This window comes from Kitasatospora sp. NPDC057965 (assembly GCF_042887135.1).
Classification (GTDB): domain Bacteria; phylum Actinomycetota; class Actinomycetes; order Streptomycetales; family Streptomycetaceae; genus Kitasatospora.
This window is the reverse complement of sequence record NZ_JBHVPZ010000009.1, coordinates 1-26,300: the sequence shown is the minus strand read 5'-3', so window position 1 is coordinate 26,300 and position 26,300 is coordinate 1. Positions and strand designations below refer to the sequence as shown.

Genomic DNA, 26,300 nt, shown 5'->3' with positions numbered 1-26,300 from the left:
CCGTCAAGGCCGGCCTGCACACCACAGATCCACACCGGAGGAACATTCGCAATGACCGACACCGTCCACGACCCGACCGCGGCGGGCGAGGCGCCCGACGGGCCACGCTGCCCGTTCGGATACGACGAACTCCCCGATCCCGTGCCGCTGTTCGGGCCTGAGTACAAGAGCGATCCCTACCCCCTGTACCGGCAGATGCGGGCCGCCGGCCCGGTCCACCGGGTGACCTTCCCCAGCGGCGTCGGCGCCTGGCTCGTCACCGGCTACAAGGCCGCACACGAGGCGCTCAACGACCCCCGGCTCGGCAAGAACCACGAGCTCGGCAACGAGGACTGGCGCCGGCTGGCCTCGATCATGCCCGAACCGCAGCACTCGCAGCTCCAGGTGCACCTGCTGCACCAGGACCCGCCGAAGCACACCACGATGCGCAAGCTCGTCCTGGACGCCTTCTCACCGCGCCGGGTGGAGGCGCTGCGCCCGCGCATCCAGGAGCTCGCCGACACCCTGATCGACGAGCTGCCGCCGACCGCGCCGGCCGGCGGAACCGACCTGGTGGACGGCTTCGCGGCCCACTACCCCTTCCGGGTGCTGGCCGAAGTGATCGGCCTTCCGCAGGAGTTGGCGGTCAAGTTCGACCGCGACTGGGGCAAGGTGGTGCAACCGGTCGGCCCGCAGGACCCGGGCCGACCGGCGTACGAGGGCCGCCTGCGCGGCCTGCAGACCTACATCGCCGACGTGGTCGCGCACAAGCGCGCCACCTACGACCCCGCAGGGCCCGACGTGGACCTGCTCGGCCGGCTCGTCACCGCTTGCGACACCGGCGAGTTGAGCCCCGAGGAGCTCGACTCGATGGTGTTCCAGCTGCTGGTCGCCGGCCAGGAGCCGGTCACCAACCAGATCACCACCATGCTGATCACCCTGCTGCGCCACCCGGAGCAGCTCGACCGACTGCGCAGCAGCCTCGACCCCGCCACGGCCGGCGGGGAAGCGGGCCTGCTCCCCCGGGCGATCGAGGAACTGCTGCGCTACGACGGCGCGTTCGAACTCACCACCTGGCGCTTCTTCGCCGAGGACAGCGACCTGCACGGCACCGTCGTCCCGGCCGGTGACTCGGTGATCGTCTCGCTCGGCGCCGCCAACCGCGACGAAGAACAGTTCACGGACACCGACGTCCTGAACTTCGACCGCTCCCCCAACGCCCACCTCGCCTTCGGCCACGGCATCCACTTCTGCCCCGGCGCCGCCCTGGCCCGGGCCGAGCTGCAGATCGCCATCGCCACCCTGCTCACCCGGCTGCCCGGGCTGCGCCCCTCCGTGGCCGACGACGAGCGCATCGACGCGCTCGCCTGGGTGCCCGCGGTGCTGGCCCGTGGCGTCAACCGGCTCCCGGTCGCCTACGACCGGCGGATCTGAGCACCGCGGATCCGAGCACCCGCGAAGGGGCACCCACGCATCTCCCTGCATCCACCACAGCGTCCCGGCGTACACCGCCGGGGCGTGGCTCCGCCTGCCCGAAGCCCGTTCACCGTTCCATGGAGGACCACCATGCCGCGCGCCGGCGCCGTCGCCACTGACTCCAGCAACTCCCAGGCCGACAGCAACGAGAGCACCGTGACCACCGTGCAGACCACCACCGGGTACACCGTCCCCGACCAGCAGACCGTGGCCCGGCTGTCCGCCGAGATCCTCGACCTGCTGCTCCCGCACCGCCGCGCCTCCGATCCCGAGGTCGCCGCCACACCCGCAGAATTCCCCCTCCAGATGGAGCAGTTGGCCGACTTCATCACGGCCGGGGACCCGATCCTGTTCACCCTCCCCGGGTTCCCCTGCAAGTCCCCCAACCTCGCCAAGGTGCTCGGCCACCTGCCCGACGAGGGCGAGCGGCTCTCGCTCACCTTCCTCAACGGCCTCGCCCAGGAGATCGGCAAGCTCTACGAGCCCGGCGCCAAGATCCTGATCTGCTCCGACGGCCACATCTTCGGCGACCTCATCCACGTGCCCGACGACCACATCGACCAGTACTCCGACGAGTTGTCCGCGCTGATCGAGCGCGAGGGCCTGTCCCACCTCGACACCTTCGACCTGCGGGCCGTCCTCGGCGACCTGCCGTTCGACGAGAAGCGCGCCCGGGTGCACGCGCAGTACGCGCCCACCAAGGAGGAGCTGCGCGAGCAGGTGCTGACCGACGAGGAGACCGCCAAGCTCTATCGCGGCATCACCCGCTTCCTCACCGAGGACACCTTCGGCTGGACCGGCACCAAGTCCGCCCTGCAGAAGGACTGCCGTCAGCGCGCCTACGGCGTCATCCAGCGCAGCCGCGCCTGGGGCGACCTCATCGCCGAGCAGCACCCCCGCTCGTTCCGGCTCTCCATCCACCCCCAGAAGGTCGGCGTGCTGAAGTTCGGCATCCGGCTGCTGGAGCACGCGGACATGTGGATGACGCCGTGGCACTCCTCGGTGCTGCACCGCCAGGACGGCGGATGGGAGCTGCTGCGCAGCGAGCAGGCCGCCGAGGTCGGCCGCCTGGTCGAGCGCAACGGCCGCCCCAGCCACTACGAGACCTCCTGACGTTCCACGGAGGCCGGGGCGGCGGTGACCGGGAGTCCGGAGGACCCCCGGAGCGCCCCCGCCCCGGACAGCGGTGCACCCTCCCCCGGGACGTCCACGGCCGGTCCGTCCACGTCCGGCAGTTCCACGCCGGGTACGTCCACGGCCGGCACGTCACGTCCCGGGGCCGCCGCTGAATCCCGAGCGCCCGCTCCCGGCAGCCCCGGGACCGGTGCGCCGGCCGGCGTGCGGTGGTCGAACGCGATCAACGGATCACCCGTGAGCGGGTGTTCGACCACCGCCGCTCGGACGCCGAACACCTCGGCGAGCAGTTCCGGGGTCAGCACCTCGCGCGGCTCGCCCGAGGCCACCAGGGTGCCGCGGTGCAGCACGTGCAGCCGGTCGCACACCGAGGCCGCCGCGTTGAGGTCGTGCAGCGCGACCAGCGTGGTGCGGCGCTGTTCGCGCAGCAGCGCGAGCAGCTCCACCTGGTGCCGGACGTCCAGGTGGTTGGTCGGCTCGTCCAGCACCAGGACGTCCGGCTGCTGGGCCAACGCCCGTGCCAGCAGCACGCGTTGGCGCTCGCCGCCGGAGAGCTGGGCGAACCGGCGGTCCGGCGCGTGCGCCATGCCGACCCGCTCCAGCGCCTCGCCGACCAGCCGGTGGTCCTCGGCGTCGTCCTTGGCGAAGGCCCGCTTGTAGGGGGTGCGGCCCATCGCGACCACCTCGCGGACGGTCAACTCGAAGTCCCCGCCGCGCTCCTGGGGCAGCGCCCCGATGTGCCGGGCGGACTGCGCCGGGCTCAGCTCGGACAGCTCCCGCCCGGCCAGCAGCACCCGCCCCGCGCTCGGCCGCAGATGCCGGTACACGGTGCGCAGCAGGCTGGACTTGCCGCTGCCGTTGGGACCGACCAGGCCGGCGATCTCGCCCTCCTTGGCGACCAGGTGGACCCCGGCCACCACCGTCCGCCCGGCGAGGGCGACGCTCACGTCTTCGACGGCGATTCTCAATTCCGCTCCAGTCGTCGGTCCAGCAGGTAGAGCAGGGTGGGCGCGCCGAGCAGGGCGGTCACCACGCCGATCGGCACCTCCTGGCCGTCCAGCGCGGTGCGGGCGAGCAGGTCGACGACCACCAGCAGCACCGCGCCGGTGAGGGCGGACAGCGGCAGCAGCCGGCGGTGGTCGCCGCCGACCAGCATCCGGCACACGTGCGGGACCATCAGCCCGACGAAGCCGATCGCCCCGGAGACGGCGACCAGCACCCCGGTGAGCACGCTGGTGACGGCGAAGATCTCGCGGCGCAGCCGGGCGACGTCGATGCCGAGGCCGGCGGCCGTCTCGTCGCCCATGAGCATGGCGTTCAGCCCGCGGGCGCGGCCCTGGAGCAGGACCGCGCCGAGGACCACGGCGGCGGCGGGGACGGCGAGTTGGCTCCAGGTGGCGCCGCTCAGGCTGCCCATCAGCCAGAACAGCACGCCCCGGGTCTGCTGCTCGTCGCCGGTCTGCAGCACGAGGTAGCTGGTGAGGCCGGTGAGGAACTGGCCGATGCCGATGCCGGCCAGCACCAGACGCAAGGGGGAGAATCCTCCGCCGCGCCGGGCCAGCACCCACACCAGCGAGAACGCGGCGAGCGCGCCGAGGAAGGCGGCCACCGAGACGGTGATCCCGGCGATGCCGCCGATGGTCAGCGACAGGCCGAGGCCGCTGCCGAGCACGATCACGCCGACCGCGCCGAGCGAGGCACCGGAGGAGATGCCGAGCAGGAACGGATCGGCGAGCGGATTGCGGACCAGGGCCTGGACGGCGGTGCCGACCACGCCCAGCCCGGCCCCGACCACGGCCGCCAACAGGGCGCGCGGCACGCGCAGTTGCCAGATGATGAGGTCCCGGGTGCCGGGCGCCGGGTGCTGCCCGGTGATCCGGCGGCCGACCACCCTCCACACCTCGCCGGGCGGGATGTCCACCGCGCCGAGCGAGACGGCGGCGGTCAGCGCGACGACCAGGGCGACGGTGAGCACGGCGGCGAGCGGTCCGGCACGCAGCGCCCGCACGCGCTTGCGCCGTAAGGCGGTGCCGCCGGCCGCCCCGCCGACGTCCTCGGCCGACGGCTCCGCGGCGGCCGTGGCGGCGGTCGCGGGGGTGGTGGCCCTGGCCATCGCCTACTGCCCGTTCTTGACGAGCGTCGGGTGGAGCGCCGCCGCGATCTGCCGCACGGTGTCGGCGGTGCGGGTCCCGGCGATGGTGGTGACCTCGGAGCCGATCCGCAGGAGGTGCCCCTCCTGCACGGCCTTCAGTCCCTGGGTGGCCGGGAAGCCCTTGAGGAACGCCTCGGCCTCGTCGAAGGCCTTGCGGTTCGCGTCCTCGCCGCCGCGGTCGCGCACCGCGAGCTGGATCCAGTCCGGGTTCTTCGCCACCACGTCCTCCCAGGAGACGGGCCGGAAGTCGGCGTCGCAGTCGGCGAACACGTTGCGCGCGCCGGCCAAGGTGATCACCGCGTTGGCGACCTGCTTGCCGCAGACGGCCATCGGTTGCTTTGTACCGGCGTCGAAGTCGAAGAGGAAGTACCCGGGACGCTGCGCCTCCGGTACGCCCGCGGTGGCGTTCTTGACCTCCGTGATCTGCTTCTCCATCACCCCGACCAGTTCCTCGGCCCGGGCCGCCGTCCCGGTGACCGCGCCGAGGCGGCGGATGTCCTCCTCGACGGCGGCGAGGTCGGTGCGCGGGCCCTGGGCGGCCTTGGGCCCGGTGGCGCAGGCCGTGGAGAGCAGCAGCACGTGCTGGATGCCGACCGCCTTCAGCTCCTCCTCGCTCGGCCCGGCGCCCGCCGCGCCCATCCCCGGCATCGGCCCGAAGGTGTCCACGTAGAGGTCGGCGCCGGAGCCGAGCAGCTTCTCCTTGGGGATCAGCGTGTCGCCCAGCGTCGGCACCTTGGCACCCTGCTCGGCGACGGCCGCCGGCAGGCTGCCCTTGCCCGGCGGGAACCCGGTGCCCACGACCCGCTCGCCGGCGCCCAGCTGCAGCAGCATCTCCAGCGCGGCGGCGTCGCTGGTGACGATCCGCCGGGGCGCCTGCTTGACGGTGGTCTCCTTGCCGGCGCAGTCGGCCACCTTGACCGGGAACGCCCCACCGGCTCCCGCCGAGGCGCTGACGCCACCCCCCGCGGTGTCCCCACGGCCGTCACCACCGCTGGTACACGCCGTGGCGAACAGGGCGACGGCGGCCGCGATACCGCAGAAGACGCGAGGGCGCATCAGAAACTCTCCTGGTGAATGGTTGTGCTCGGGTTCGTCCGCTGAACCCGGACCAGTAGTCGGCCGCTGTGCCCGCCCGGTTCCCGTGAGTTTGCCCCTTCGGCCACCGGCCGTTGCCGTTATGGTGACGCGGTGACCTCGCTCTCCGCCACCCCCGGGCCGGGCCCGTCGGCCGACGGGCCCTCCGCCGCCGGGCTTGCGGCCGACGACCTCGGACTGCCCGTGCCGGTGGGGCCGGGGCCGGTGCGGCGGGTGGTGTCGCTGGTGCCCTCACTCACCGAGGCGGTCGCCGCGAGCGCGGAGGGGCTGCTGGCCGGGGCCACCGACTGGTGCAGCCACCCCGCCGGCCTGGACGTGCCCCGGATCGGCGGCACCAAGAACCCGGACGTGGCCCGGATCGCGGCACTCGCCCCCGACCTCGTGATCGCCAACGACGAGGAGAACCGCCGCCCCGACCTGGACGCCCTGCGCGCGGCCGGCCTGCCCGTCTGGGTCACCGACATCCGCACCCTGGACCAGGCGTTCCGCTCCCTGGACCGGCTGCTCACCGTCGGCTGCGGCCTGCCCCGCCCGCCCTGGCTGGACGCCGCCGAGGCCGCCTGGGCCGCCCTGGACACCTTGGGCGCCTCGGACGCCGTGGCCCGGAGCGACGCCGCACGGCCCGCCGCGGCCCGGACCGACGTCCGGCCGCTGCCGGGACCGGCCCGCCGGGCGGTGGTGCCGATCTGGCGCCGCCCCTGGATGGTGCTCGGCCACGACACCTTCGCCGGGGACCTGCTGCGCCGTCTCGGCCTGCGCCTCCCGCACGCCGAGGACCCGGCCCGGCCCGAGCGCTACCCCGCCGTCCCGCTCCCCGACCTGCTCGCCACCCGCCCCGACCTGGTGGTCCTGCCCGACGAGCCCTACCGCTTCACCGCCGACGACGGCCCGGAGTGCTTCCCGGACATCCCGACGGCCCTGGTGAGCGGCCGCCACCTCACCTGGTACGGCCCGTCCCTGGCGGAGGCCCCGGCGGTGCTGGCCCGGCAGCTCGCCCGGGCGTCGGTGCACGGGTGAGGGATCCGGTCGTCCAGGGTTGGGTGTGCCGGGGCCGCGTCAGCGCGGGGTGACGGCCGGTTCGTCGAGGCCGAGGGTGCGGGCCGTGGCGTCGACGGTGGCGCGCACACCCAGCGGCAGTGGCAGGTTGGGACCGGCGTGGCCGAGATCCACCCCGCCGAGCACCGGCAGCGGCCGGTCGCCCAGCACGTCGAGCACGACCTCGCGCAGCGCCGGCGCCGGGGCGTCGTCCGCGCAGCCGGCCGCGGTGACCCGGTGCGGCACCCCGACGACCATCCCGGCGATCCGGTCGAACACGCCGGACATCCGGAGCAGGTGCAGGTCCTGCCACACCCCCGACAGCGGCCGGTCCACCTCCTCCCAGAACAGCACCGCCCCGTCGAAGCGCTCGGCGGGCAGCGCGTAGGGCGTCGCCTGGAGCGCGACCAGCCGCCCGAGCAGGCCGCCGAGCAGCGGTCCGGACGCGCGGCCGGGCCGCCAGCACTCCCGGCCGCCCGAGGCGCGGAGTTCCGGGAGCGGACCGAGCGGCACGGCCGGGTCGGTGAGGACGCGGCGGTAGAGGCCTGCGAGCGTCGTGGCGGTCGGTGTGGTGGTTGGTTCGGCGGTTGGTTCGGTGGCCGGTTCGGCGGTGTGCCAGGAGCCGCCCAGTCCGTAGGTCGCCATGTCGCCGTGGACACCGACCAGGCCGGTACGGGCGTGCAGCGCGAGCAGGAGCAGCGAGACGTCGCTGCACCCGAGCACCGGCTTGGGGTCGGCGCGGACGGCGTCGACGTCCAGCCGGTCCAGCCACCCCGCGGTGGCCTGCCCGCCGGTGTGCGCGACGATCGCCCGGACCTCGGGATCGCGCAGCAGCCGGTTGAACTCCTCGGCCTGCGCGGCGGGCCCGGCCGCCGCCCACCAGCGGCGGCGCCCCGGCTCGGTCAGCGGCGTGCGGCGCACGCGGAAGCCCATGGCCGCGAGCGTCGCGACGCCGCGTTCCAACAGCGGCGCGGCGTCCGCCTCCAACGGTCCGGCGGGCGCCGCGACGGCGACGAGGTCGCCCGGGCCGAGGGCGCGGGGACGCAGGAGGTCGGGCATACGGGGGCTCCACTCTGTTGGCGCCGATCGGCGTTGATCGGTTTGTCCGACCGTCGCCGAGTCTCAACAGCCCGCGCAGGCAGGGCAATCGGATTTCGAAGGGTGGACACGGCGAAGGCCCCGGGCACACGGTCGGTGACCGCACGCCCAGAGCCTTCCCGGGTACCCGTCGGGTGTCAGGCGCGCGCGGCGCCGACGGCGGCGCCCAGCGCCTCCTTGATCCGCGGACCGAGACGGGCGAAGCCGAGCTCCTTCATCGCCGCCCGCAGCAGCTCCTCGTCGCTCCGCTCGACCCCGTCGCCGTCCACCCAGCGCACGATCGCGAGCAGTTCCTCCGCCGAGTACGCGGTCACCGGCCGCCCCGGCGTGAACTCCGGCTTCTCCGGCCGCCCACCGACCTCGGGGGCGGTGGCGGGCTCGGTGGCCGGCTCCTCGGCAGTCTCGGTGACCGGCTCGGCCTCGGGCTCGACGGCAGCCTCGGCCTCAGCCGAAGTCGCCACGGCGTCCTCAGCAGCAGTCTCGGGCTCGACCTCATCGTCGGCCGGAACCTCCACGGCGGACTCTGCCACGACCTCCGGCGTTGCCTCCTCGGCAACCGGCTCAACGTCAACCGGCAGCTCAACCACCGGCTCGACCGTCTCCTCAGCCGGAGTCTCAGCCACGGGCTCCGCCACAACCTCGGCAGCAGCCTCGGGCGTTACCTCCTCAACGTCGGTCTCGGCCACCTCGTCAGCCGGCGCCTCCACAACGAGCTCAGCCTCCGGCAGGTCGACCACCGGCTCGACCGCCTCCTCGACCGGAGTCTCAGCCACGGGCTCCGCCACGACCTCGGCAGCAGCCTCAGCCTCGGCCACCTCGTCAGCCGGCGCCTCCACGGCGGTCTCGGCCACAGCCTCGGCAGCAACCTCGGCAACCGGCTCGGGCAGGGTCTCCTCAGCAGCCTCGACCGCGACCTCCGCCGCCGGCTCGACCACCTCGTCAGCCATGGGCTCCGCCACAACCTCGGGCGTTGCCTCCTCGGCAACCGGCTCAGCCTCGACCGGCAGGTCAACCGCCGGCTCGACCGTCTCCTCGGCAGCCTCGGCCTCCGCGACGGGCTCCGGCTTGGTGTCGTCGACGGCGACGAACGTGGTGACCACGGCGATGGCCGGCTCGGCGGGCTCCTCAGCAGCCTCGGCCTCGGTGACGGTCGCAGGCTCGACCGTCACCTCGGCAGCCTCGGCCTCCGCCACGGGCTCCGGCTTGGTGTCGTCGACGGCGACGAACGTGGTGACCACGGCGATGGCCGGCCCCTCGGCCTCGGCCTCAACCGCGACCTCGTCCTCCGCCTCGTCGGGGGCGATGGTCTCGGCGTCGGGGGCGGAGGGCTGGGCCGGCGGGGCGGCGGTGATGCCGACCAGGTCGTCGGCGGCCGGGGACGGAGCGGGGAGGGTGACACTGAGCGGCTTCTCGTCGGTCGTGGCCTCCGCCTCCGCCGCCTCGGGCTCGGTCACGGCGGTCACGGCCTCGGCGGTCTCGGCCTCGGCCTCGGTCTCGTTCACCGCCTCGGCGGTCCCCTCGACGGCCTCCGCAGCGGCGTCCTCGGTGGCGTCCGCCGCCCGCTCCTCCGTCGCCGGCGTCAGGCCGTCACGCTGGCCGCCCGCCAGGGCCTGGCGGGCGGTGTAGGCGGCCTCGGCAGCGCGGCGGTCGGCGTGGGTGGCGGCGAGTTCGGTGAGGAGGTCGGCGAGGCCGGCGTCCTCCAGGGTGGCGCGCAGACCGCGGAGGGTGGGGAGCCGGTAGAGGGTGCCCTCGTCGGTGGCGAGGCGGTCGACCAGGTCGACGAGGTCCGGGAAGGACAGCCCGTCGAGGTCCTGGCCGGGCAGCAGGCGGGCGAGTTCGCGCACGCCGCTGTTGACGGCCTCGAAGGCCTGCGCCGTGCGGTGGGCCAGCTCGCCGTCGGACGGCGCGCTGGGCAGGGTGCCGACGGAGGCCAGGGCGGCCCAGGCGCGCCGCTCGACCTCGGCGGAGGCGAGCGCCTCGTGGAGGTCCTGCGCGCGGGGGCGGCTGGTGACGGCGAGGGCGGCGGCCTGCTTGCGCAGCGAGCGGGCGCGCAGCCAGGAGAGCTTGACGCCGCGCTCGCGCCGCCAGTTGCGGTCGGCGGTGGCGGCGATCAGGGATTCGAGGTCGGTGTCGTACGCGGCGGGCACGAGGACGGTCGCGGTGCGACGGACCAGCTGGAGCATCTCGACGAGCACCGCGCTCTTGCCGACGGTGTCCGGTGCGTCGAGCTTGACGTCGGCGGCGAGCGTGGTGACGTCCTCCCACACCTGCTGGAGGTCGTGGCCGCGGAGTTCGGCGAGGACGGTGGACGCGGCGCGGGCGTCCTCGGGGGTGGCGACGGTGTCGAGGGCCGCGTACCAGGGGTGGGTGTCGGCGGTGAGCGTGAACGCGCCGAGTTCGGCGTAGCGGCCGAGGTCCTCGCGGAGGCCGGTGTCGGTGCCGGTGTCGGCCGTGGCGGCGACGTCCTTGGTGTCCGTCGTGTCCGTCGTGTCCGCGGGGTTGGCAGTCTCGGCGGTGTCGGCGGTGTCCGTGGCGGCCTTGGTGTCCGTGGTGTCCTTGACGTCTGCGGAGCCGGCTGCGTCGGCCGCGTCGGCGTTGCGGGAGTGAAGCACTGTCATGTGAGGTCCGGTTCTGGGCGGCTGCGGCGGGGGCGTGGACGGGCGGCGAGGGGGCGGCGGTCCGGGTGCGCGGTGGGCCTCGGTGCGAGGGGCCGGGGGCGCGCGGTCGGGCTGCCGGTCGGAGGCCAAGAATACGGGTGCCCGTTCGAGCCATGCACGCACCCACCGTCCCTCGGGGCGGTGTGGCGTGCCGTACCGCCCGCCCGGGCGCCACTCGGGAGGGCCGGTCGGGTGGTCGTCCACCGGTCGTGCGCCGCCCGGTCACCCGGGGGCCGCCGGTGCTCCGGCGCCCGGTCACCGCGCGGGCGGCGGACGGTGGCCGGCGCGGGCCAGGGTGGCGAGGTCGACCGGCGCGAGGTACTCGTAGAGCGCCGTGCGGTGCCACCACGCTCCGGTTTGCCGCAGTTCGCGCCAACCGGTGAACCGGTAGAGGTGGAGGGTCGCCCGGACGTGGGTCGGCGGACCCTCCGGGAAGGGGTTGTGGCGCAGCAGACGCAGTGTGTCCGGGTCGTTGACCAGCAGCCTGGCGGCGAACGGCAGGAACCACGGCCGGGCGTAGCCCGGTGAGATCCCGGCGAACCACATCAGCCAGTCGAGCCGCAGGTGGTAGGGGGCGTACTGGCGCGGGGCCCGGCGCACGTCGCCGGGTTTGCCCTTGAAGCCGTACTCCTTCCACACGGTGTGCCGGGTGACCACCGGCTCGTCCGTTCCCTCGACGACGACCTCCTGGCGGGTCCGGTTGACGCTGCCGAAGGCGCCGTAGGTGTTGACCAGGTGCAGGCCGTTGAACGAGCGGTTCATGACCTGACGGCGGGAGAGCATGTTGCGGACCGGCCAGTAGCTGAGGACGAGGACGGTGGCGGTGACGGCGAGCGCGAGGGCCTCGAACCAGGGCGGTGTGTCGCCGTAGGCGCGGGGGTGGGCGGGCAGGCCGAGGCGGGCCGGTTCGACGGCGGCGAGGGCGAGGGCGATGGTGAGCCAGTTGAGCCAGGCGAAGTTGCCGGAGGCGACCAGCCAGAACTGGGTGGCGACGACGACGCAGGCGGCGTAGGTGGCGACCGGCTGCGGAAGCAGCAGGAAGACGGGGACGGCGAGTTGGGTGACGTGGTTGGCCGCGGCCTCGACCCGGTGCAGCGGGTCGGGCAGGTGGTGGAAGAACCAGCTGAGCGGTCCGGGCATCGGCTGGGTCTCGTGATGGAAGCGCAGGCAGGTCAGGTCGCGCCAGCAGCTGTCGCCGCGCAGTTTGATCAGCCCGGCGCCGAACTCGACCCGGAAGACCAGCCAGCGCAGCAGCCACAGCACGGGAAGGGGTGGGGCGGTGTCGCCGTTGCCGAGGAAGACGGCCAGGAAGCCCGCTTCCAGCAGCAGCGATTCCCATCCGAACGAGTACCAGGTCTGCCCGACGTTGACGATCGAGAGGTAGAGGGCCCAGAGCGCCGCCCAGCAGAGCATCGACGTCCACAGCGGCACGGCGTCACCGAGGCCGCCGACGAGGGCGGCGGAGAGTGCGGCGCCGGTCCAGGCGACGGCGGCGAAGAAGCGGTCGCTGTAGTGGAGGTGGAAGAGGCCGGGTGCCTGCCGGAACGGGACCCGGGCGGTGAAGCGGGGGACGGGGAGCATGCCGCGGCTTCCGATGAGAGCGCGGAACTGAAGGGCCGCGGCGAGGAAGCCGGTGAGGTAGAGGGCGGCCAGCAGCCGTTGCACGAGGAGCCTGCTGAGCCAGTACTCGGGGGCGGCGAACCACTGCATGCGGCCCATGCCTACCACCGGCGGCGCTCGCGCGGGCGTGCGCGGCGGGGCGGCGGGCCCGATTCACCCGGACGGCGTTCACCCGGACGGCGCCGGTCGGGACCGCGCCGGGCCGGACCGCGCCGGTCGGGACTGCGCCGGGCCGGACCGCGCCGGTCGGGACAGCACCGTGGCGGGGGGCCTCTCCTCGGGGGTGAGAGGCGCCCCGCCGCGGTGGCGGACGCGGCGGAACCGGGCGCACGGTCGGGGTGCGGCGGGTGCCCGGGGTCCTTCGGGGCCTGTGGTAGCAGGCCTGCACGGCAGGGGGCCGGTGCGGTGGGGAGACGGTGCGGTAGGGGCTGGTGCGGTGGGAACCGGTGCGGTGGCGGGAGACGGCCGGCGCTCAGGCCGGCAGGACGAGCCCGGTCTCGCCGGTGCCGGGGCGGGTGACGGGGGCGCCGTTCTGCTGGAGGCGGTCGACCAGGAGCGCGGCCAGGGTGCCGAGTTCCTCCTCCGTGCGGGACTGCGCGGTGACGTCCATGCCGACCGTGAGCACGCCGGTGACCTGACCGGTGCGCGCGGTGCGCAGCGGGCTGCAGGTGAAGCTGAAGATCTGCTGGCCGCGCTGGGCGTCGGGGCGCAGGGACGGCACGCGGACGTCGTTGAGGACGGTCGCGCGGCCGGTGCGGTAGGCCTCGGAGACCGCCTGCTGGAGGCCGGCGGCGCCGAGCTGGGGGTAGGCCTGGCCGATGGCGCCGTACGCCGCCGGGGCGCCGAAGACCTCGGCGTGCTGGGCGTTGGCGTAGCGGATCTCCTGGCCGGGGCCGTCGGTGAGCATGATCGGGAAGGGCGAGCCGTCGAAGGCCGCGAACATCTCCTGCTGCTGGGCGAGCAGGTTGTCGCGCAGCCGGATCTCGGAGAGCAGGGCCTCGGCGAGGTGCTGGATGTCGCGCAGGCGCTCGCGGCCCCACTGGCGGGGTTCGCGGTCGAGGACGCAGACGGTGCCGATGACGGTGTTGGTGTCGTCGACGAGCGGAGCGCCGAGGTAGGCGCGTACGCCGAGTTCGTCGACGACCGGGTTACCGGCGAACCGGGGGTAGGCGAGGATGTCGTCCAGCGCGAGGGGGGAGCGCTGGGCGACGACGTGGGGGCAGAAGCCGTGGCTCAGCGGCATCTGCCGGGTCGGCAGGTCGAAGGCGATGCCGCGGTCGGCCCAGGAGGAGCCCTCTCCGGCCGGAATGTCGGGGGAGGTTGGCGGAATGTAGAGCCCCCGGAACATCTGGCGCTCGTCGTTGATGAAGTTGACCATCGCGATGGGGGCGCGGGTGATGCTGGCGGCCAGGTGGGCGAAGCGGTCGAAGGCCTCGTCCGCGGTGGGTTCGTCGAGCCCCAGGCTGCGAAGCCTGCGGGCCCGTTCCGACTCCCCGGCGGCACCCGGGAACTGGCCTTGAGTGCTCATCACATCAGTCATGGCGCACATGTAATCAGACATCCGGCAGCTTCGGCGCTCTCGGCCCGCGCCGTCTCGACTGCTGATGAGCCGTCAAAGCCTGATGTTGGACAAGGAGGCGGCGGCCAGGCCGCCTGTCGGGAACGGGAGGGGAACCGGAAGCGGAACCGTCGGATCCGACCGATCCGGCGATCGGGGGGACCTCATATCCCCGCCTCGCGGGGTTTCAACCCTCCACCGCGCCCGAACGACCTGATCGCGCCAATCCAAGATCCTCCGTAGAGCGCTTCCCAAGCACATATGACAATGAGCCCTGCCGAAAATCGGCGGTCCCCAAGGGCAGCGAGGGCCACCGCCGGCACTTCCGCACGCGCCCGCTGCAACGGGGCGCCCGGCCGCCACCGTCACATCCCCCACGCCCTCGGCGGCCGACGCGGATCGGCTGCACGGACGGAGGCACATCCACCGAACGAACCGAACCCGAGAGGACCGGGGCATGGCGATGGACTACTTCACCGACGAACGACACGAGAGCCTCCGTGCGGAGGTGCGCGAGTTCGCGGAGAAGGAAGTGCGCCCGCAGGTGGCCAGAATGGAGGCCGAGCGCCAGGTCGAGTTCGCACTCGCGCAGGAGATCGCCCGCCGGGGCTGGATCGGCGTGACCATCCCGCGCGAATTCGGCGGGCTGGGTCTGGGACACCTCGCCAAGACCGTCATCGTCGAGGAGCTGTCCCGGGTCAGCGGCGCCATGGGGGCGATGGCCCAGGCCTCGCAGCTCGGCGTCGCCAAGGTCATCCACTTCGGCGACGACGCCCAACGCCGCCACTGGCTGCCCAGGTTCGCCTCCGGCGCGGCGCTGCCCACCATCGCGGTGACCGAACCGGAGTCCGGCGGCCATGTGCTCGGCATGAGCGGCACCGCCCGCCGCGAGGGCGACGAGTACGTGCTCGACGGCCGCAAGTGGTTCGTGGGGAACTCGCACATCGGCGACGTGCACGGCGTGGTGCTGCGCACCGGCCAGGGCAGCCGGGGGCTCTCGGCCTTCCTGGTGGAGAGCGACCGGCCCGGGTTCCGTACCGGCTCCCTCGGCTCGCAGAGCGGACTGCACGGCTTCAGCTTCGGCGAGCTCGTCTTCGAGGGCTGCCGGATCCCGGCCGCCAACCTGCTCGGCCGGGAGGGCCAGGGCCTGGACGTCGCCTACTCCTCCTCCACCCTCTACGGGCGGCTGAACCTGGCGGCGGTCGCCCTCGGCATCCACGTGGCGATCGTCGAGGACACCGTGCGGTTCGCCGAGGCGCGCGTGCTCTACGGCAAGCCGCTCTCCCAACTGCCCAACATCGCGCTGAAGCTGGGCGAGATGCAGTCCCGGCTGATGACCGCCAAGCTCGCCGCGTACCACGCCTCGCACCTGCTGGACCACGGCAAGCCCTGCGACGCCGAACTGATGAACGCCAAACTGGTCAACACCGAGTACGCGCTGGACTCGGCGCGCAACGCGATGGAGATCCACGCCGGCCGCGGCCTACAGGCGGAGTTCCACATCGAGCGCTACCTGCGCGACGCCACCCACACCTACCCGCCGGCCGGGACCTCGGACGTCCAGCGGCTGCGGCTCGGCCAGGTGGCCTCGGGCACCTACGGCAAGCAGTGGTCGGCCGAGCTCGCCGACCTGGCCGGCTGGGCGTGGAGCGAGGCGGCCGAACGCGAGGCCCGCGCGGAGGCGGAGCTGCAGAGCGGCGCGGCGGCGGTGCTGCGGATGCCGCTGGCGGGCTGACCCGCCGGGTCCGCGCGTTCGGCGCGGCCCATCGGGACAGCGATTCTTGACCTGTCCCTGACGGCTTTCCGGCGCCCACGACCCCGGCCGCCGGAAAGCCGTCCGACACTCCCCCCACGCCTTCGCTGACCAGTGCGAATACCCGATCGGGCGGCCACGGGATGTCCGGACGACCTGTCATCAGGCGTTCACATATGGTCAGTTGATGTTGCCCGAAGGGCACCCGGGGCTGGTAGCGTGCCTGAAGTCGGCGGCCGTGCTGCATCCGTCCGGACGGTGCACCCCCGGGTCACCAGCTCCGGCAACCCTCCGGGCACTGTCGGCCGTGGCGCCCCAGCGGCCCCGCCGGACCGCACACGGACACCCCGCCGTTCGGCCCTGCTACAAGGAATCAGATGCCAGGCATATCGGCCCCCCGGACGGGCCACCGCGCCGGCCGGCCCGGCTCCCTACGCAGCTCGCTCCTCACCCTCACGTTGGTCCCCTGCCTCGGCCTCGCCGCCGCCTGGGGCTACGCCTGCTACCTGCTGCGCGGGACCGGAGAGCGCAACGCCCTGTACGCGGGCAGCGCGGCCGTCGGTGTCGTCCTGCTCCTGAGCCTGGCGCGCGGGCTGCGCACCGCGCGCGTCCTGCCGGCCCGGATCTCCGCCCTGCACGCCGACGCCCTGGCGATCGCCCAGCAGGAGATCCCGCAGGTCGTCGGCCGTCTGCGGGCCGGCGAGTCGGTCCCGACCCCGCCCGCCAGGACCCCGTCCCGGCGGACCGGCGACGAACTCCAGCAGGCCGCCGACGGCCTCGCCGCCGTCCGGCAGGCCGCCGTCGCCGCGATCGTCCACCAGGCCCAGGGCCGCGAGGGGACGAAGAAGGTCTTCCTCAACATCGCGCGCCGCACCCAGATCCTGATCCACCGCCAGATCAGCATGCTGGACGCGCTGGAGCGCGAGCACGAGGAACCCGACCTGCTGCGCGAGCTGTTCGCCGTGGACCACCTCGCCACCCGGATGCGGCGCAACGCCGAGAACCTGGTCATCCTCGGCGGCGCGCTGCCCGCCCGGCGCTGGCGCAACGCCGTGCCCATGGTCAACGTGCTGCGCAGCGCCGTCTCCGAGACCGAGAACTACTCGCGGGTCGTCGTCCAGGGCGTGCCGCGCACCTCGCTCGGCGGCCAGGCCGTCGCCGACGTGATCCACCTCGTCGCCGAGCTGATCGAGAACGGCACCACCTTCTCCCCGCCCTACACCCAGGTGCAGGTCTCCGCGCAGGAGGTCCCGAAGGGCCTGGTGGTGGAGGTCGAGGACCGCGGCCTCGGCATGGTCGAGGACGAGTACCAGCGGCTCAACGACTACCTGGCCAACCCGCCGGAGCTGGACGTCTCCGCGCTCGGCGACGACCTGCGGCTCGGGCTCTTCGTAGTTGCCCGGCTGGCCGCCCGGCACGACGTGCAGGTCACCCTGCGCCCCTCGCCGTACGGCGGGACGCGGGCCGTGGTGCTGGTGCCGGCGGCGCTGCTGCACCAGGCGGAGGCGCCGTCCGCCGTCACCGGCCTGCCGGCGGGCGCCCGGGTCACCCGGTCCCCGGCCCCGGACCTGCGGCCGGGCAGCGAGCCCGGTGGCGCTCCCGGCGCAGCTCCGGAGAGCGGGGCGGGGCCGGTTGCGGGTGTGGGCGCGGGCACCGGTGCGGGCGTCGGTACGGGCGTCGGTGCGGGCGTCGGTGCGGGCGTCGGCAGGATCGACCAGGAGCTCTCGGGCGCGCTCGCCGGAGTGCTCGACGGGCTGATGGGCAGCGGGCCCGCCGCGGTGGGACCCGGTCCGGGTGCCGCTGGTGCTGGTGCTGGTGCTGGTCCGGATGAGGTGGCCGCCAGGGGCGACGGGCCCGCGGGCGGCGGTGGTAGCGGCAGCGCCGGCGACGGCGACGGCGGTCTGGTGATCGGCGAGCTGGTCGCGCGCTACCCCGAGGGTGCCGGCCCGCAGGACCAGGACGATCCGACGGTCAACGGCGGTCTGCCGGTGGGCTCGCCGATCCCCGGCCTGCCGGGCGCGGTGGTCGTGGCGCGGCCCAGTCGGCCGCTGCCGTACCAGGAGCCGGTGGACGACCCCGGGCCGAGCGTGTTCGAGGGCGGTACCCGTGGGCCGTCGGCCGCGCCGCCGGTGGCACCCGCGCCGTCCGCGGCAGCAGCGGCGCCCGTGCACCAGCGTGCCGGGGAGGCCCGCGACGAGCACGGACCCCAGAGTGAGCTGCGCACGCCGCGCATCCTGCCCCAGCGGGTCCGCAACGCCAGCCTCGCCGAACAATTGCGCGAGGCCCACGCGTCCTCCCCCGCCCCGCACGGACAGCCCTCGCCCTACGACGGCGGGCAGCCCGGCTTCCCCGCACCGCCCGGCGACGATCCCTCCCCGCAGCGCTCGCGGGCCACCATGGCCGCCATCCAGCGCGGCACCCGCACTGCCCGTGCCACGACCCCCGACCCGGACGCGCCTTCCGCAGCTAAGGAACAGCAGTGATGACGCAGCACACCGACGCCGAGCGCGACCTCAACTGGCTGTTGGACCAGCTGGTGGCGCGGGTCCCGGAGACCCGGCACGCCGTCGTCCTGTCCGAGGACGGCCTGCTGGTCGGGCTCTCCCAGGGGCTCGACCGGGCCGACGCCGAGCACCTGTCGGCCGTCGCGTCCGGCCTGCAGAGCCTCGCCCGCGGCGCCGGCCACCGGTTCGACGGCGGGCGGGTGCGGCAGACCGTGATCGAGATGGACCGGCTGTTCCTGTTCGTCACGACCGCCGGCCAGGGCGCCCGGCTCGCCGTGCTGACCAGCGAGGCGGTCGACGCCGGGCTGATGGCCTACGAGATCAACATGCTGGTCAAGCAGGTCGGCCAGTACCTCACCGCAGCACCGCGCAGCGACGCCGGCCATCCGGATGCGGGTGGCGGTGCGTGACCGCCGACGCCGCCGAGGCCTGGTTCTTCGACAAGGAGGCCGGCCATCTGGTCCGCCCCTACGCCATCACCAACGGGCGCACCGGTCCGGTCCGTGACGGCTTCGCGCTGATCACCCTGGTGGTCACCGCCGACCCCCGCACCGACACCAGCCGGCTGACGCCCGAACCGGCCGCGATCCTGGACCTCTGCCGGGAACGCCCGCTCGCGGTGGCCGAGATCGCGGCCGTGCTGGACCTCCCGGTGAGTGTGGTCAAGGTGCTGCTGGACGATCTCGCCGAGGCCCGGATGATCCTCACCCGGGCACCCGTCGAGCTTGCCGAGGCGCCGGACATCGCGTTGATCCAGGCCGTGATCGAGGGTGTCCGCCGGCTCTGAGCCGCCCCGCCCCCTCCTCGGCCCCGTTCCCCCCTTCAGGAGACCCGACGTGACGACCCAGAGCCTGGTGCCGGGCGCGGTCAAGATCCTCGTCGCCGGCGGCTTCGGCGTCGGCAAGACCACCATGGTCGGCTCGGTCAGCGAGATCGAGCCGCTGCAGACCGAGGAGCGGATGACCCGCGCCAGCATCGGGATCGACAGCCTCGACGGCGTCCAGGACAAGTCGACGACCACCGTGGCGATGGACTTCGGGCGGATCACCGTCCGCGAGGACCTGGTGCTCTACCTGTTCGGCACGCCCGGCCAGTTCCGCTTCTGGTTCATGTGGGACGACCTGGCACTCGGCGCGCTCGGCGCCATCGTGCTGGCCGACACCCGGCGGCTGGAGTCCAGCTTCGCCGCCGTCGACTTCTTCGAGCAGCGCGGCATCCCCTTCGCCGTCGGCGTCAACTGCTTCTACGGGCGCCGCGACTGCGCCCCCGAGGACGTCCGCCGGGCGCTGGACCTCGACCCGGGCGTGCCTGTGGTGCTGTGCGACGTCCGGGAGCGCGCGTCCAGCAAGGAACTGCTGCTCGCCCTCCTCGACCGGGTCCACCGGGACGCGCTGGCGGCGCACGGGTGAGACCGGCGCGCCGCCGACGGGGCGACGCGGCCGGGTGAGGCGGCCGCGTGGGGCGGCCGCGTGGGGCGGCCGGGTGGGGCGGCCGGGTGGGGCGGCCGGGTGGGGCGCCTGGGTGAGACGGTCAGGCCTTGGCCGGGGCCGCCAGGGCCAGCTCCAGCTCGTACAGGGCCCGGACCAGCGGCGCCAGTTCGGGCAGGTCGGCGGCCTCGGTGAGCGTCGCCTCCAGGGTCGCGTCGTGCAACGGCCGGGCCGCGGCGAGCAGTTCGCGCCCCTGCGGGGTCAGCTCGGTGTAGATGCCGCGCCGGTCGTCCGCGCAGAGGTAGCGGCTCAGCAGCCCCCGCTCCTCCAGCCGGCTCACCAGTCGGGTGGTGGCGCTGCTGCTCAGCGCGGCCGCGCGGGCCAGCTGCTGCATCCGCATGTGCCAGCCGTCCTGTCGCGACAGCGCCTCCAGCACCGTGTACTCGACCACCGAGAGCCGGTGCTCCGCCTGCAGCGCCTTCTCCAGCGCCGAGTCGATCAGCCCGTGCAGCGCGGCGAGCGTCCGCCAGCCGCCGGCGCGGATCTCGGCGGCGTCGTCCTGGATTCCCATGGCTCGCCCCTCTCTGCTCGGATTCTGCTCAGGTTGTGCTCCGGTCCGCAGGGGTGCGGTTCCGGTGGAACGCGCTCCCCCCGACTCAATTATGCCAGTCGGCGCGGCTTACCTGCTTGTGCAAATAGTTATCCTCATGGCCGATTCGTGGTCGCCTCCGACGAAACCGCGTCCTGGGGCCCGGACCAGGCGGTCGCGCAGAGCGCCGAGGCCAGTTCCTCCTCGTACCAGGCCGCTGCCAGCCACGCGGCCGCGAAGGCGCCGTGGTCGTCCGCGACCACCCGGCCGAAGACGTCGCGCGGCTGGTCCACCGCCGAGGCGAGCAGCCCGTCCAGCAGCGCCGCACCGGTGGCCAGTCCCGCCGACCGCAGCCGGGCCCGGTCGCCGTCGGCCACCCGGGAAGCGAGCGCCAGCGCGTCACGGCCGCCGGTCACCGCCTGGCCCACCCGGCGGGTGAGCAGGTGCACTGGGGTCGTCGGGGCCTCGCCGCCGACCGGTGCACCGGAGGCCGTGGGTGACGCAGGACCGGTCGGGTCGGCGGGCGGGAGGGTGAGGTCCGCCGTCTGGAGCCGCTCCAGGCCCAGGTTGACCCGGCCCGAGCGGTCGGCGGGCAGCGCGAGGGAGGGCTCCCCCGGGTACGCGGTACCGGCGTCGCCGTCGGCGGCCGTCGCGAAGCCGGCTGCCGTGGAGCCGGCCGTTGTGGAACCGGCCGTCGCGGAGGGGCCCGTGGGCGGCAGGCCGATGGCCAGCAGCCGCAGTTCGGGACGGGCCGCGCGCTCCAGCCGGCCGATCACCCGCAGCCGCAAGCCGGGGGCGGTGGCCAGCAACGCCAGATTGCCCCGGTACGCCAGCCCCGGATGGTCGTGCGCGGCACGCAGCGCCAGCACCACCCCGTCGCTCTCCGCCAGCAGCCGCGGCTCCCCGCCCGGCCCGTACGGCACCGCACCGAGCAGCGTCACGTCCAGGAACAGCAACTCGCTCCCGGCCGGCCGGACCTCCGGCGGCACCGCCCCCGCCGCGAGCGCCCGCGCCACCTGGGCGGCCGGGGGCTCGGCCCAGAGCCCCGCGAGCGGCTCCGCCGTCCAGGCCGCGCCCGCCGCGCGGACCGCCCGGACCGAGGCGCCCGCCCCGAGCCGTCCCGCCGCCGACCTGGTCGCCCCCTGGACGGCCAGCCCGGCCCGGGTGAACTCGCGGTGGCTGAGCATCGCGTCCCCCAGCCGCACCGTCCGGTTCCCGGCCCCGACCGCCTGCGGCGCCGCCGCCGTGGCGTCGGCGTGCGGCATCACCTCCGCCATCGTGTGCAGCCCACCGCCCGCGTCCACCGCCCAGGTGAGCACACCGGCGTGGGTGGCCGTCAGCACCGGCTCGGCGAACAGCCCGTGCAGCCGCAGGCCGCCCGCCGGTGCGTAGGCCTGGCGCGCCGTGCCGCGCAGCTCCGCGACGCCCGGCACGCCCGGTACGTCCGGTCGCGGGGTGGCGGCGAGGGCCAGTGCCGTGCTGAGGCCGAGGAGTTCGCGCAGACCGGCGACCAGATCGGCGAGCCGGTGGTCCGGCTCGCCCGAGCGGGCCGCGCGGATCCTGGTGACCACCGCCACCGCGGCGGCGGCCGGCCGGTACAGGCCGGCCAGCCGGGCCCGGTGGGCCGCGCGCAGCAGTTCCGCCTGCAGCACCGCGCCCGCGCCGCCCACGCCCGCCGCCACCACGGCGGAGCCGACCCGGTGGAGGTGCTCGACGGCGGCCAGTTCGGCGCCGGTGAGCGCCTCGGTGGGCAGGGCCTCGGCCGGGCAGGCGGGCCCCGGCGGAGCCGTCGGATTCGCCAGGTCCGACGGGTCCGACGGGTCCGACGGGGAGTCCGCGGCCGGGGGCGGGACGGTCGGGGCCTCCTCCGGTGCGGTGTCCGCGTCGGCCGGTGGTTCGTCGTCGGCGAGCGGGCAGACCGTGACCGCCGCGGCCCGGTGCACACAGGCGGGCGCCAGCAGGCAGCCGCAGCGCACGTCCGCCTGGTCGGCGACGACCCCGCCCGGTGCGTGCAGGACGAGCACCGTCTCCTCGTCGACGGCGATCCGCCAGTCCTCGCCGGCGCGCTCCACCGGTCGCTCCGCCAGCTTGGCCGCGGCGCCGTCCAGACGCTTCTGCAGCCGCGCCGACAGCCCGGCCACCACCTCGGCGACCACCTCGGGCCGGACCGCCGGCCATTGCCCGCCCGGCCGCGTCCCGGTCCCTGTTCCCGTCACTGTCCCTGCCACCTCCGTCATCGGACCTTCTCCCCCACCCAGCGGGCCAGTTCGAGCGGGCTGAGTGCCGCCACCGGCATCCCGGCCGCGACCAGCTGGCCCGCGACCGCCTTCGAGTACCGGGCCGTCCCGGTGTCGTCCAGGGCCGCACAGCCCAGCAGGTGGCAGCCGGAACCGACCAGCGTCCGGGTCTGCGCGAGCAGCCCGCCGACCGGGCCGCCCTCCTCGAAGTCGCTGACCACCGCGATCAGCGTGCGGGACGGCACGGTCACCAGGCTCCGCGCGTACCGCAGGCCCCCCGCGATGTCCGTGCCGCCGCCGATCCGGACCTCCAGGAGCAGGCCCAGCGGGTCCGCCACCCGGTCGGTCAGGTCGACCACCTCGGTGGAGAAGGCGACGAAGTGCGTGCTCAGCGAGGGCACTCCGGCCAGGATCGACGCCGTCAGCGCCGCCCAGACCGTCGACGCCTCCATCGAGCCGGAGACGTCCACCACCAGGATCAGCCGCCAGTCGGACGCCTGGCGGGCCCTGGTCCGGAAGACCGGGCGCTCCGGCACGATCACCATGCCGCCCGGTTCGCCGCCGGACGGGCCGTCGGCGGACGGACCGCCGACGGGGTCGGCCGGGCGGGCGGTGGCGAGGTTGGCCCGGATGGTCCGGTGCAGGTCCAGCCCGCCGCCCGGGCGGCGGCTCGGGCGCGGCACACTGATCCCGGTGAGCGCCGGGCGCAGCCTGGTCGCCAGCTCCCGGCTCAACTCGTCGACCAGGCGCCGGACCAGCGGACGCAGCCCCGCCAACCGGGCCTCGGGCAGGCCGCCCGCGTGCTCCAGCACGGTGCGCAGCAGGTCGACCGACGGGCGGACGGCGCCCGGGTCGATCGCCTCCAGGGCGTCGCCCCGGCCCTGGGCGACGGCTGCCGCCAGCACCTCCTCCCGCAGGCCCGGCCCGAACAGGGCGGTCAGCTCCTCGGACCACTCGCGCACGCCCGGGTACGGCGCCTCACGCCCGCCCCGGTTGCCGCCCGCACCGCCCCGGCCCTCCAGGCCGGGCCCGGAGCCCTCACCCTGTCCGGTGCCGTAGAGCTCGTCGAGCGCGGTCGCCAGACGGGCGGCCCGGCCGCCGAGGCCGCCGCTGCCCGGCCGGCCGAGCAGCAGCCGCCAGCGCTCGGCCGGGCTCAGGGCGTGGGTCCGGGTGCCGGTCCCGGTGTCGATCCCGGTGTGGGCGGGGGCAGGGGCGGGGGCGGGGGCGGGTGTGGCGGCCTGGACGGGGGCCGGGGCGGGGTCCGGTACCTCGCCGGTGGGCGCCGGGAGGAGGGCCGGGAGCAGGCCACGGCGGGCGAGCGCCGCGCGGGCGGCCAGGTCGGCGCGGGACCAGTCGGCGAGCAGCGCGGGCGGTACCTCCTCGGGGAGCGTCTCCAGGCGGGTGCCCAGGCGTTCCTCGACCAGCTGCAGCAGCCGGTCACGGGCGGCCGGGCTGAGCGTGTCGAACCCGCCGCGCAGCGCCGGCAGACGGTCCAGGAAGGCGCTGTCGGAGAGCGTGACCACCCGCTCCAGCACCGGTTCGAGCACCCCGGGTGCGGTCGAGAACAGTCCTTCGGCGGCCGTCAGCAGTCCGACGAGGGAACGTCCGAGGGCGTGCCGGGCGTCGGGGCCGGTGGCGCCGTCCACCCAGAAGGCGGCCCGGTCGCCGAACACCGCCGGCTCCTCCTGCCGGAGCAGCACCCGCACCGCCCCGGCCGCGCCACGCACCAAGGGGCTGCCGCCGTCGGCGAGTTCGGTCAGCACGTGGTGGAGCCGGATGCCTCCGGAGAGGTCCGCCCGCCGGGCCAGCTCCACCAGCGCCCGGGCGTCGTCCGCGTCGTCCGATCCGCCGAGCCCTTCCAACTGCCGCACCGCCGCCACCGTCACGACCTCGGCCGCCGCCGCGAGCGCGCCGAGAACCGGGTCGGCAGCGGCGGGCGCCTCGCCCTGCGGCGCGGCGACCGCCGGACCACCGGTGGGCGGCGTCGTGACCGGCGCCCCCGGGGCCGCGGTGGAGGAGGCCGGGTCGGCGGGCGCCGAGGGCTGGTGCGTGGCGGTGAGGCGGTCGAGGAGGGCGAGCCCGTCGAGCAGGTCGGGGAGGGTGCCGCTCGACGGGAGGACGGCGGTGAGCTGGGTCAGACGGGTGTCGGTGAGGGCGGGCAGGCCGCAGGCGGCGGCGTCGGCGAGGCCCCGGAGCACCTCCCGGGCGGTGGGACCGTCCGCCTGCTGTTCGCGGCGCAGCCGTTCCCGCAGGGCTCCCTCGGCCGCCTGGGCCGGGGTGACGCCCCGGGTGCCGGCCACGGTCAGCATGGCGGCGACGGCCGGGGTCCAGCGGACGCGCCAGCGGGTGGTGAGGGTCTCGGTGCCGCCCGCGCCGGTGGTCTCGACGGTTTCGGCGTAGGGGACACCGCAGACGGTGAGGCGGTTGAGCAGGAGTTCGCGGCGCCGGTCGAGCGGTGAGCGGAGCGGGTCGAGGCGGAGTTCGCGGGGCGCCGACTCGGCGGTGTCCCCGGGACCGGGGAGGCCGAGGTCGGCGAGCAGCCGCTCGACGGCGGGGCCGAGGCCGCTGCGCGGGGCGGCCGGGGTGGGCTCACCGGTGCGGGTGCCGACCAGGACCTTCTCCAGGGCGCGGGCCACCGTCCGGCCGCGTCCGAGGGGTTCGCCCTGGGCGAGGACGGTCTGCACCGCCTCGACGAGTTCGCCGCGCCCGGGGGCCGCGAGTGCGCGCAGCCGGGCGAGGTCGCCGGCCAGCCGGACGATCTCGCGGGCGTCGGCCGGGCCGGAGGGGTGGTCCTGGGCGCGCAGGGCCTCGCAGATGCGCACGGCGGTGCGGACGAGCGCCTCGTCGAGCCGGTTCGGATCGCCGGCGGCGTCGAGCACGGTGTGCTGCCACTCGGGGTCGCGGATGCCGGCGGGGTAGCCGGAGCGGGCGTCGAGGAGGGGGTAGGTGTACGGGATCAGGGAGACCACATGACGGGCGTCCGGGGTCGGCTCGTCGGTGAGCGCGGTCGAGCCGGCGGGCCCGGTGGGCTCGCCGGGTGCGTCCTGGGTGAGCGCGGGGGCGTGGAAGGCGCCGATGACGGCGGCGACCCGGCGCCCGCCCGCGCCCGCCTCCCGGATGCGCTCGCGCATCCAGGCCTCGCGCCGCAGGTCGTACGGGTCGACGCCGGGGCCGTCCTCGGCGTCGCGGCGCAGCGCCCAGCCGACCAGCAGCGCGGCGCGCCGGACGGCCTCCGGGGCGGAGCCGGGGGCGGCGGTCTCGACGAGGCGGTCCCAGAGGTCCTCGTCGTCGTCGCGGCCGGTGAGGCGGTGGCGCAGCGCGTCGGCGACGCCGGGGCGGGCATCGGGGCCGGTGCGCTCGCGTCCGGTGCCGCGGTCGCGGGCGGCGAGCGGCAGGTCGCAGGCGATGGTCTCGACGCCGTGGCGGCGGGCCCAGCGCAGGGCGGCGAGTTCGGGCGAGAAGTCGGCGAAGGGGTAGAAGGCGAGGCCGGGGCCGTGGCCGGCCTCGGCGCCGATGCCGTCGGCGCGCTCGTCCGAGCGGTCGGCGGCGGGCGCGGCGGCGAGGGCGACCGGAGCCTTGGTGGCGTCGTCGGCGAGCAGGTCGAGCCAGGGCTGGAACTCGGCGGGCAGCTCGACCAGCAGCACCTCGGGCGCGGCGGCGTCGAGCAGCGCGGGCACGACGGCGCTGAGCGAGGGCGCGTGGTGGCGTACCCCGATCAGGTAGGGGCCGGGCGTGTCGAGGCCGGACGCGGCCAGTCGGGCGGCCTGGGCCTCGACCGTCCCGCGCGGGTCGTCGAGACCGGGGCCCGCCCCGCCGGGCGGCACCGCGCTGCTCATGTGTTCACCTCTCGGTGGAAGGTCGGAAGGTCGGAAGGTCGGAAGGTCGGAAGGTCAGAAGGTCGGAGGTTCGGAATCGGAGACGGGGAGCGGGGGTGGGCCAGCAGGCCGGCGGTGAGCGACCGGGCGCGGGCAGCGGTGTCGGTACGG

General features: G+C 75.1%; 17 protein-coding genes and 1 pseudogene. 8 read left to right on the top strand and 10 right to left on the bottom strand.

Annotated elements, in window-relative coordinates; translation table 11 throughout:
* Positions 1-51: 51 nt before the first annotated feature.
* Positions 52-1,413, top strand: coding sequence for a cytochrome P450 (locus tag ACFVVU_RS13580; protein ID WP_380679409.1), 1,362 nt, complete (start codon positions 52-54; stop codon positions 1,411-1,413).
* A gap of 132 nt (positions 1,414-1,545) precedes the next feature.
* Positions 1,546-2,568 (top strand): L-tyrosine/L-tryptophan isonitrile synthase family protein, encoded by a 1,023-nt coding sequence (locus ACFVVU_RS13575; RefSeq protein ID WP_380679406.1) that lies wholly within the window; start codon positions 1,546-1,548, stop codon positions 2,566-2,568.
* A gap of 203 nt (positions 2,569-2,771) precedes the next feature.
* On the opposite strand, the pseudogene ACFVVU_RS13570 reads toward ACFVVU_RS13575, so the two are convergent.
* The 3 genes and pseudogenes from ACFVVU_RS13570 to ACFVVU_RS13560 form a co-directional block, all read right to left on the bottom strand.
* Positions 2,772-3,557 (bottom strand): annotated as a pseudogene (locus ACFVVU_RS13570) (ABC transporter ATP-binding protein); the annotation flags it as partial.
* A complete protein-coding gene (locus tag ACFVVU_RS13565; protein WP_387789848.1) occupies positions 3,554-4,702 on the bottom strand; it encodes a FecCD family ABC transporter permease in 1,149 nt (382 codons plus the stop codon). The gene ACFVVU_RS13565 and the pseudogene ACFVVU_RS13570, both read right to left, overlap by 4 nt.
* A 3-nt stretch (positions 4,703-4,705) precedes the next feature.
* A complete protein-coding gene (locus ACFVVU_RS13560) occupies positions 4,706-5,797 on the bottom strand; it encodes an ABC transporter substrate-binding protein (protein ID WP_387789846.1) in 1,092 nt (363 codons plus the stop codon).
* Between the two features lie 228 nt (positions 5,798-6,025).
* Here ACFVVU_RS13560 and ACFVVU_RS13555 point away from each other — a divergent pair, with 228 nt between their 5' ends.
* Positions 6,026-6,853, top strand: a complete 828-nt coding sequence (locus tag ACFVVU_RS13555) for a helical backbone metal receptor (protein WP_387790098.1) — start codon at positions 6,026-6,028, stop codon at positions 6,851-6,853.
* Positions 6,854-6,892: 39 nt separating this feature from the next.
* On the opposite strand, the gene ACFVVU_RS13550 is transcribed toward ACFVVU_RS13555, so the two are convergent.
* The 4 genes from ACFVVU_RS13550 to ACFVVU_RS13535 all read right to left on the bottom strand — a co-directional run bounded on the left by ACFVVU_RS13550 (position 6,893) and on the right by ACFVVU_RS13535 (position 13,786).
* Entirely contained in the window at positions 6,893-7,930 is a 1,038-nt protein-coding gene (locus tag ACFVVU_RS13550; protein ID WP_387789845.1) for an LD-carboxypeptidase, read from the bottom strand.
* Positions 7,931-8,106: 176 nt separating this feature from the next.
* On the bottom strand, positions 8,107-10,587 hold the full coding sequence (locus ACFVVU_RS13545; RefSeq protein WP_387789843.1) for a hypothetical protein: 2,481 nt from the start codon (positions 10,585-10,587) through the stop codon (positions 8,107-8,109).
* Between the two features lie 294 nt (positions 10,588-10,881).
* Positions 10,882-12,336, bottom strand: a complete 1,455-nt coding sequence (locus tag ACFVVU_RS13540) for a lipase maturation factor family protein (protein WP_387790096.1) — start codon at positions 12,334-12,336, stop codon at positions 10,882-10,884.
* Positions 12,337-12,718: 382 nt separating this feature from the next.
* Positions 12,719-13,786: a GAF domain-containing protein gene (locus tag ACFVVU_RS13535; protein WP_387789841.1), complete on the bottom strand. Its 1,068-nt coding sequence runs from the start codon at positions 13,784-13,786 to the stop codon at positions 12,719-12,721.
* Positions 13,787-14,267: 481 nt separating this feature from the next.
* On the opposite strand from ACFVVU_RS13535, the gene ACFVVU_RS13530 reads away from it, so the two are divergent.
* The 5 genes from ACFVVU_RS13530 (at position 14,268) to ACFVVU_RS13510 (ending at position 19,470) form a co-directional block, all read left to right on the top strand.
* Complete coding sequence (locus ACFVVU_RS13530) at positions 14,268-15,539, top strand: acyl-CoA dehydrogenase family protein (protein WP_380679511.1); 1,272 nt, start codon at positions 14,268-14,270, stop codon at positions 15,537-15,539.
* A gap of 395 nt (positions 15,540-15,934) precedes the next feature.
* The gene (locus tag ACFVVU_RS13525; RefSeq protein WP_387789840.1) at positions 15,935-18,040 is read left to right on the top strand and encodes a sensor histidine kinase; all 2,106 of its coding nucleotides are present in this window, start codon (positions 15,935-15,937) and stop codon (positions 18,038-18,040) included.
* Entirely contained in the window at positions 18,040-18,471 is a 432-nt protein-coding gene (locus ACFVVU_RS13520; protein ID WP_355362776.1) for a roadblock/LC7 domain-containing protein, read from the top strand. The genes ACFVVU_RS13525 and ACFVVU_RS13520 overlap by 1 nt, the downstream gene beginning before the upstream one ends.
* A complete protein-coding gene (locus ACFVVU_RS13515; RefSeq protein ID WP_355362774.1) occupies positions 18,468-18,848 on the top strand; it encodes a DUF742 domain-containing protein in 381 nt (126 codons plus the stop codon). The genes ACFVVU_RS13520 and ACFVVU_RS13515 overlap by 4 nt, the downstream gene beginning before the upstream one ends.
* A gap of 49 nt (positions 18,849-18,897) precedes the next feature.
* The gene (locus ACFVVU_RS13510) at positions 18,898-19,470 is read left to right on the top strand and encodes an ATP/GTP-binding protein (protein ID WP_355362772.1); all 573 of its coding nucleotides are present in this window, start codon (positions 18,898-18,900) and stop codon (positions 19,468-19,470) included.
* A 121-nt stretch (positions 19,471-19,591) separates the two neighbouring features.
* Here the strand turns inward: ACFVVU_RS13510 and ACFVVU_RS13505 are convergent, their stop codons facing one another.
* The 3 genes from ACFVVU_RS13505 to ACFVVU_RS13495 all read right to left on the bottom strand — a co-directional run bounded on the left by ACFVVU_RS13505 (position 19,592) and on the right by ACFVVU_RS13495 (position 26,150).
* Complete coding sequence (locus ACFVVU_RS13505; protein WP_387789837.1) at positions 19,592-20,059, bottom strand: MarR family winged helix-turn-helix transcriptional regulator; 468 nt, start codon at positions 20,057-20,059, stop codon at positions 19,592-19,594.
* A gap of 134 nt (positions 20,060-20,193) precedes the next feature.
* Positions 20,194-22,314, bottom strand: coding sequence for a hypothetical protein (locus tag ACFVVU_RS13500; protein WP_387789836.1), 2,121 nt, complete (start codon positions 22,312-22,314; stop codon positions 20,194-20,196).
* Positions 22,311-26,150 (bottom strand): DUF5682 family protein, encoded by a 3,840-nt coding sequence (locus tag ACFVVU_RS13495; RefSeq protein WP_387789834.1) that lies wholly within the window; start codon positions 26,148-26,150, stop codon positions 22,311-22,313. The genes ACFVVU_RS13500 and ACFVVU_RS13495 overlap by 4 nt, the downstream gene beginning before the upstream one ends.
* Between the last annotated feature and the right edge of the window lie 150 nt (positions 26,151-26,300).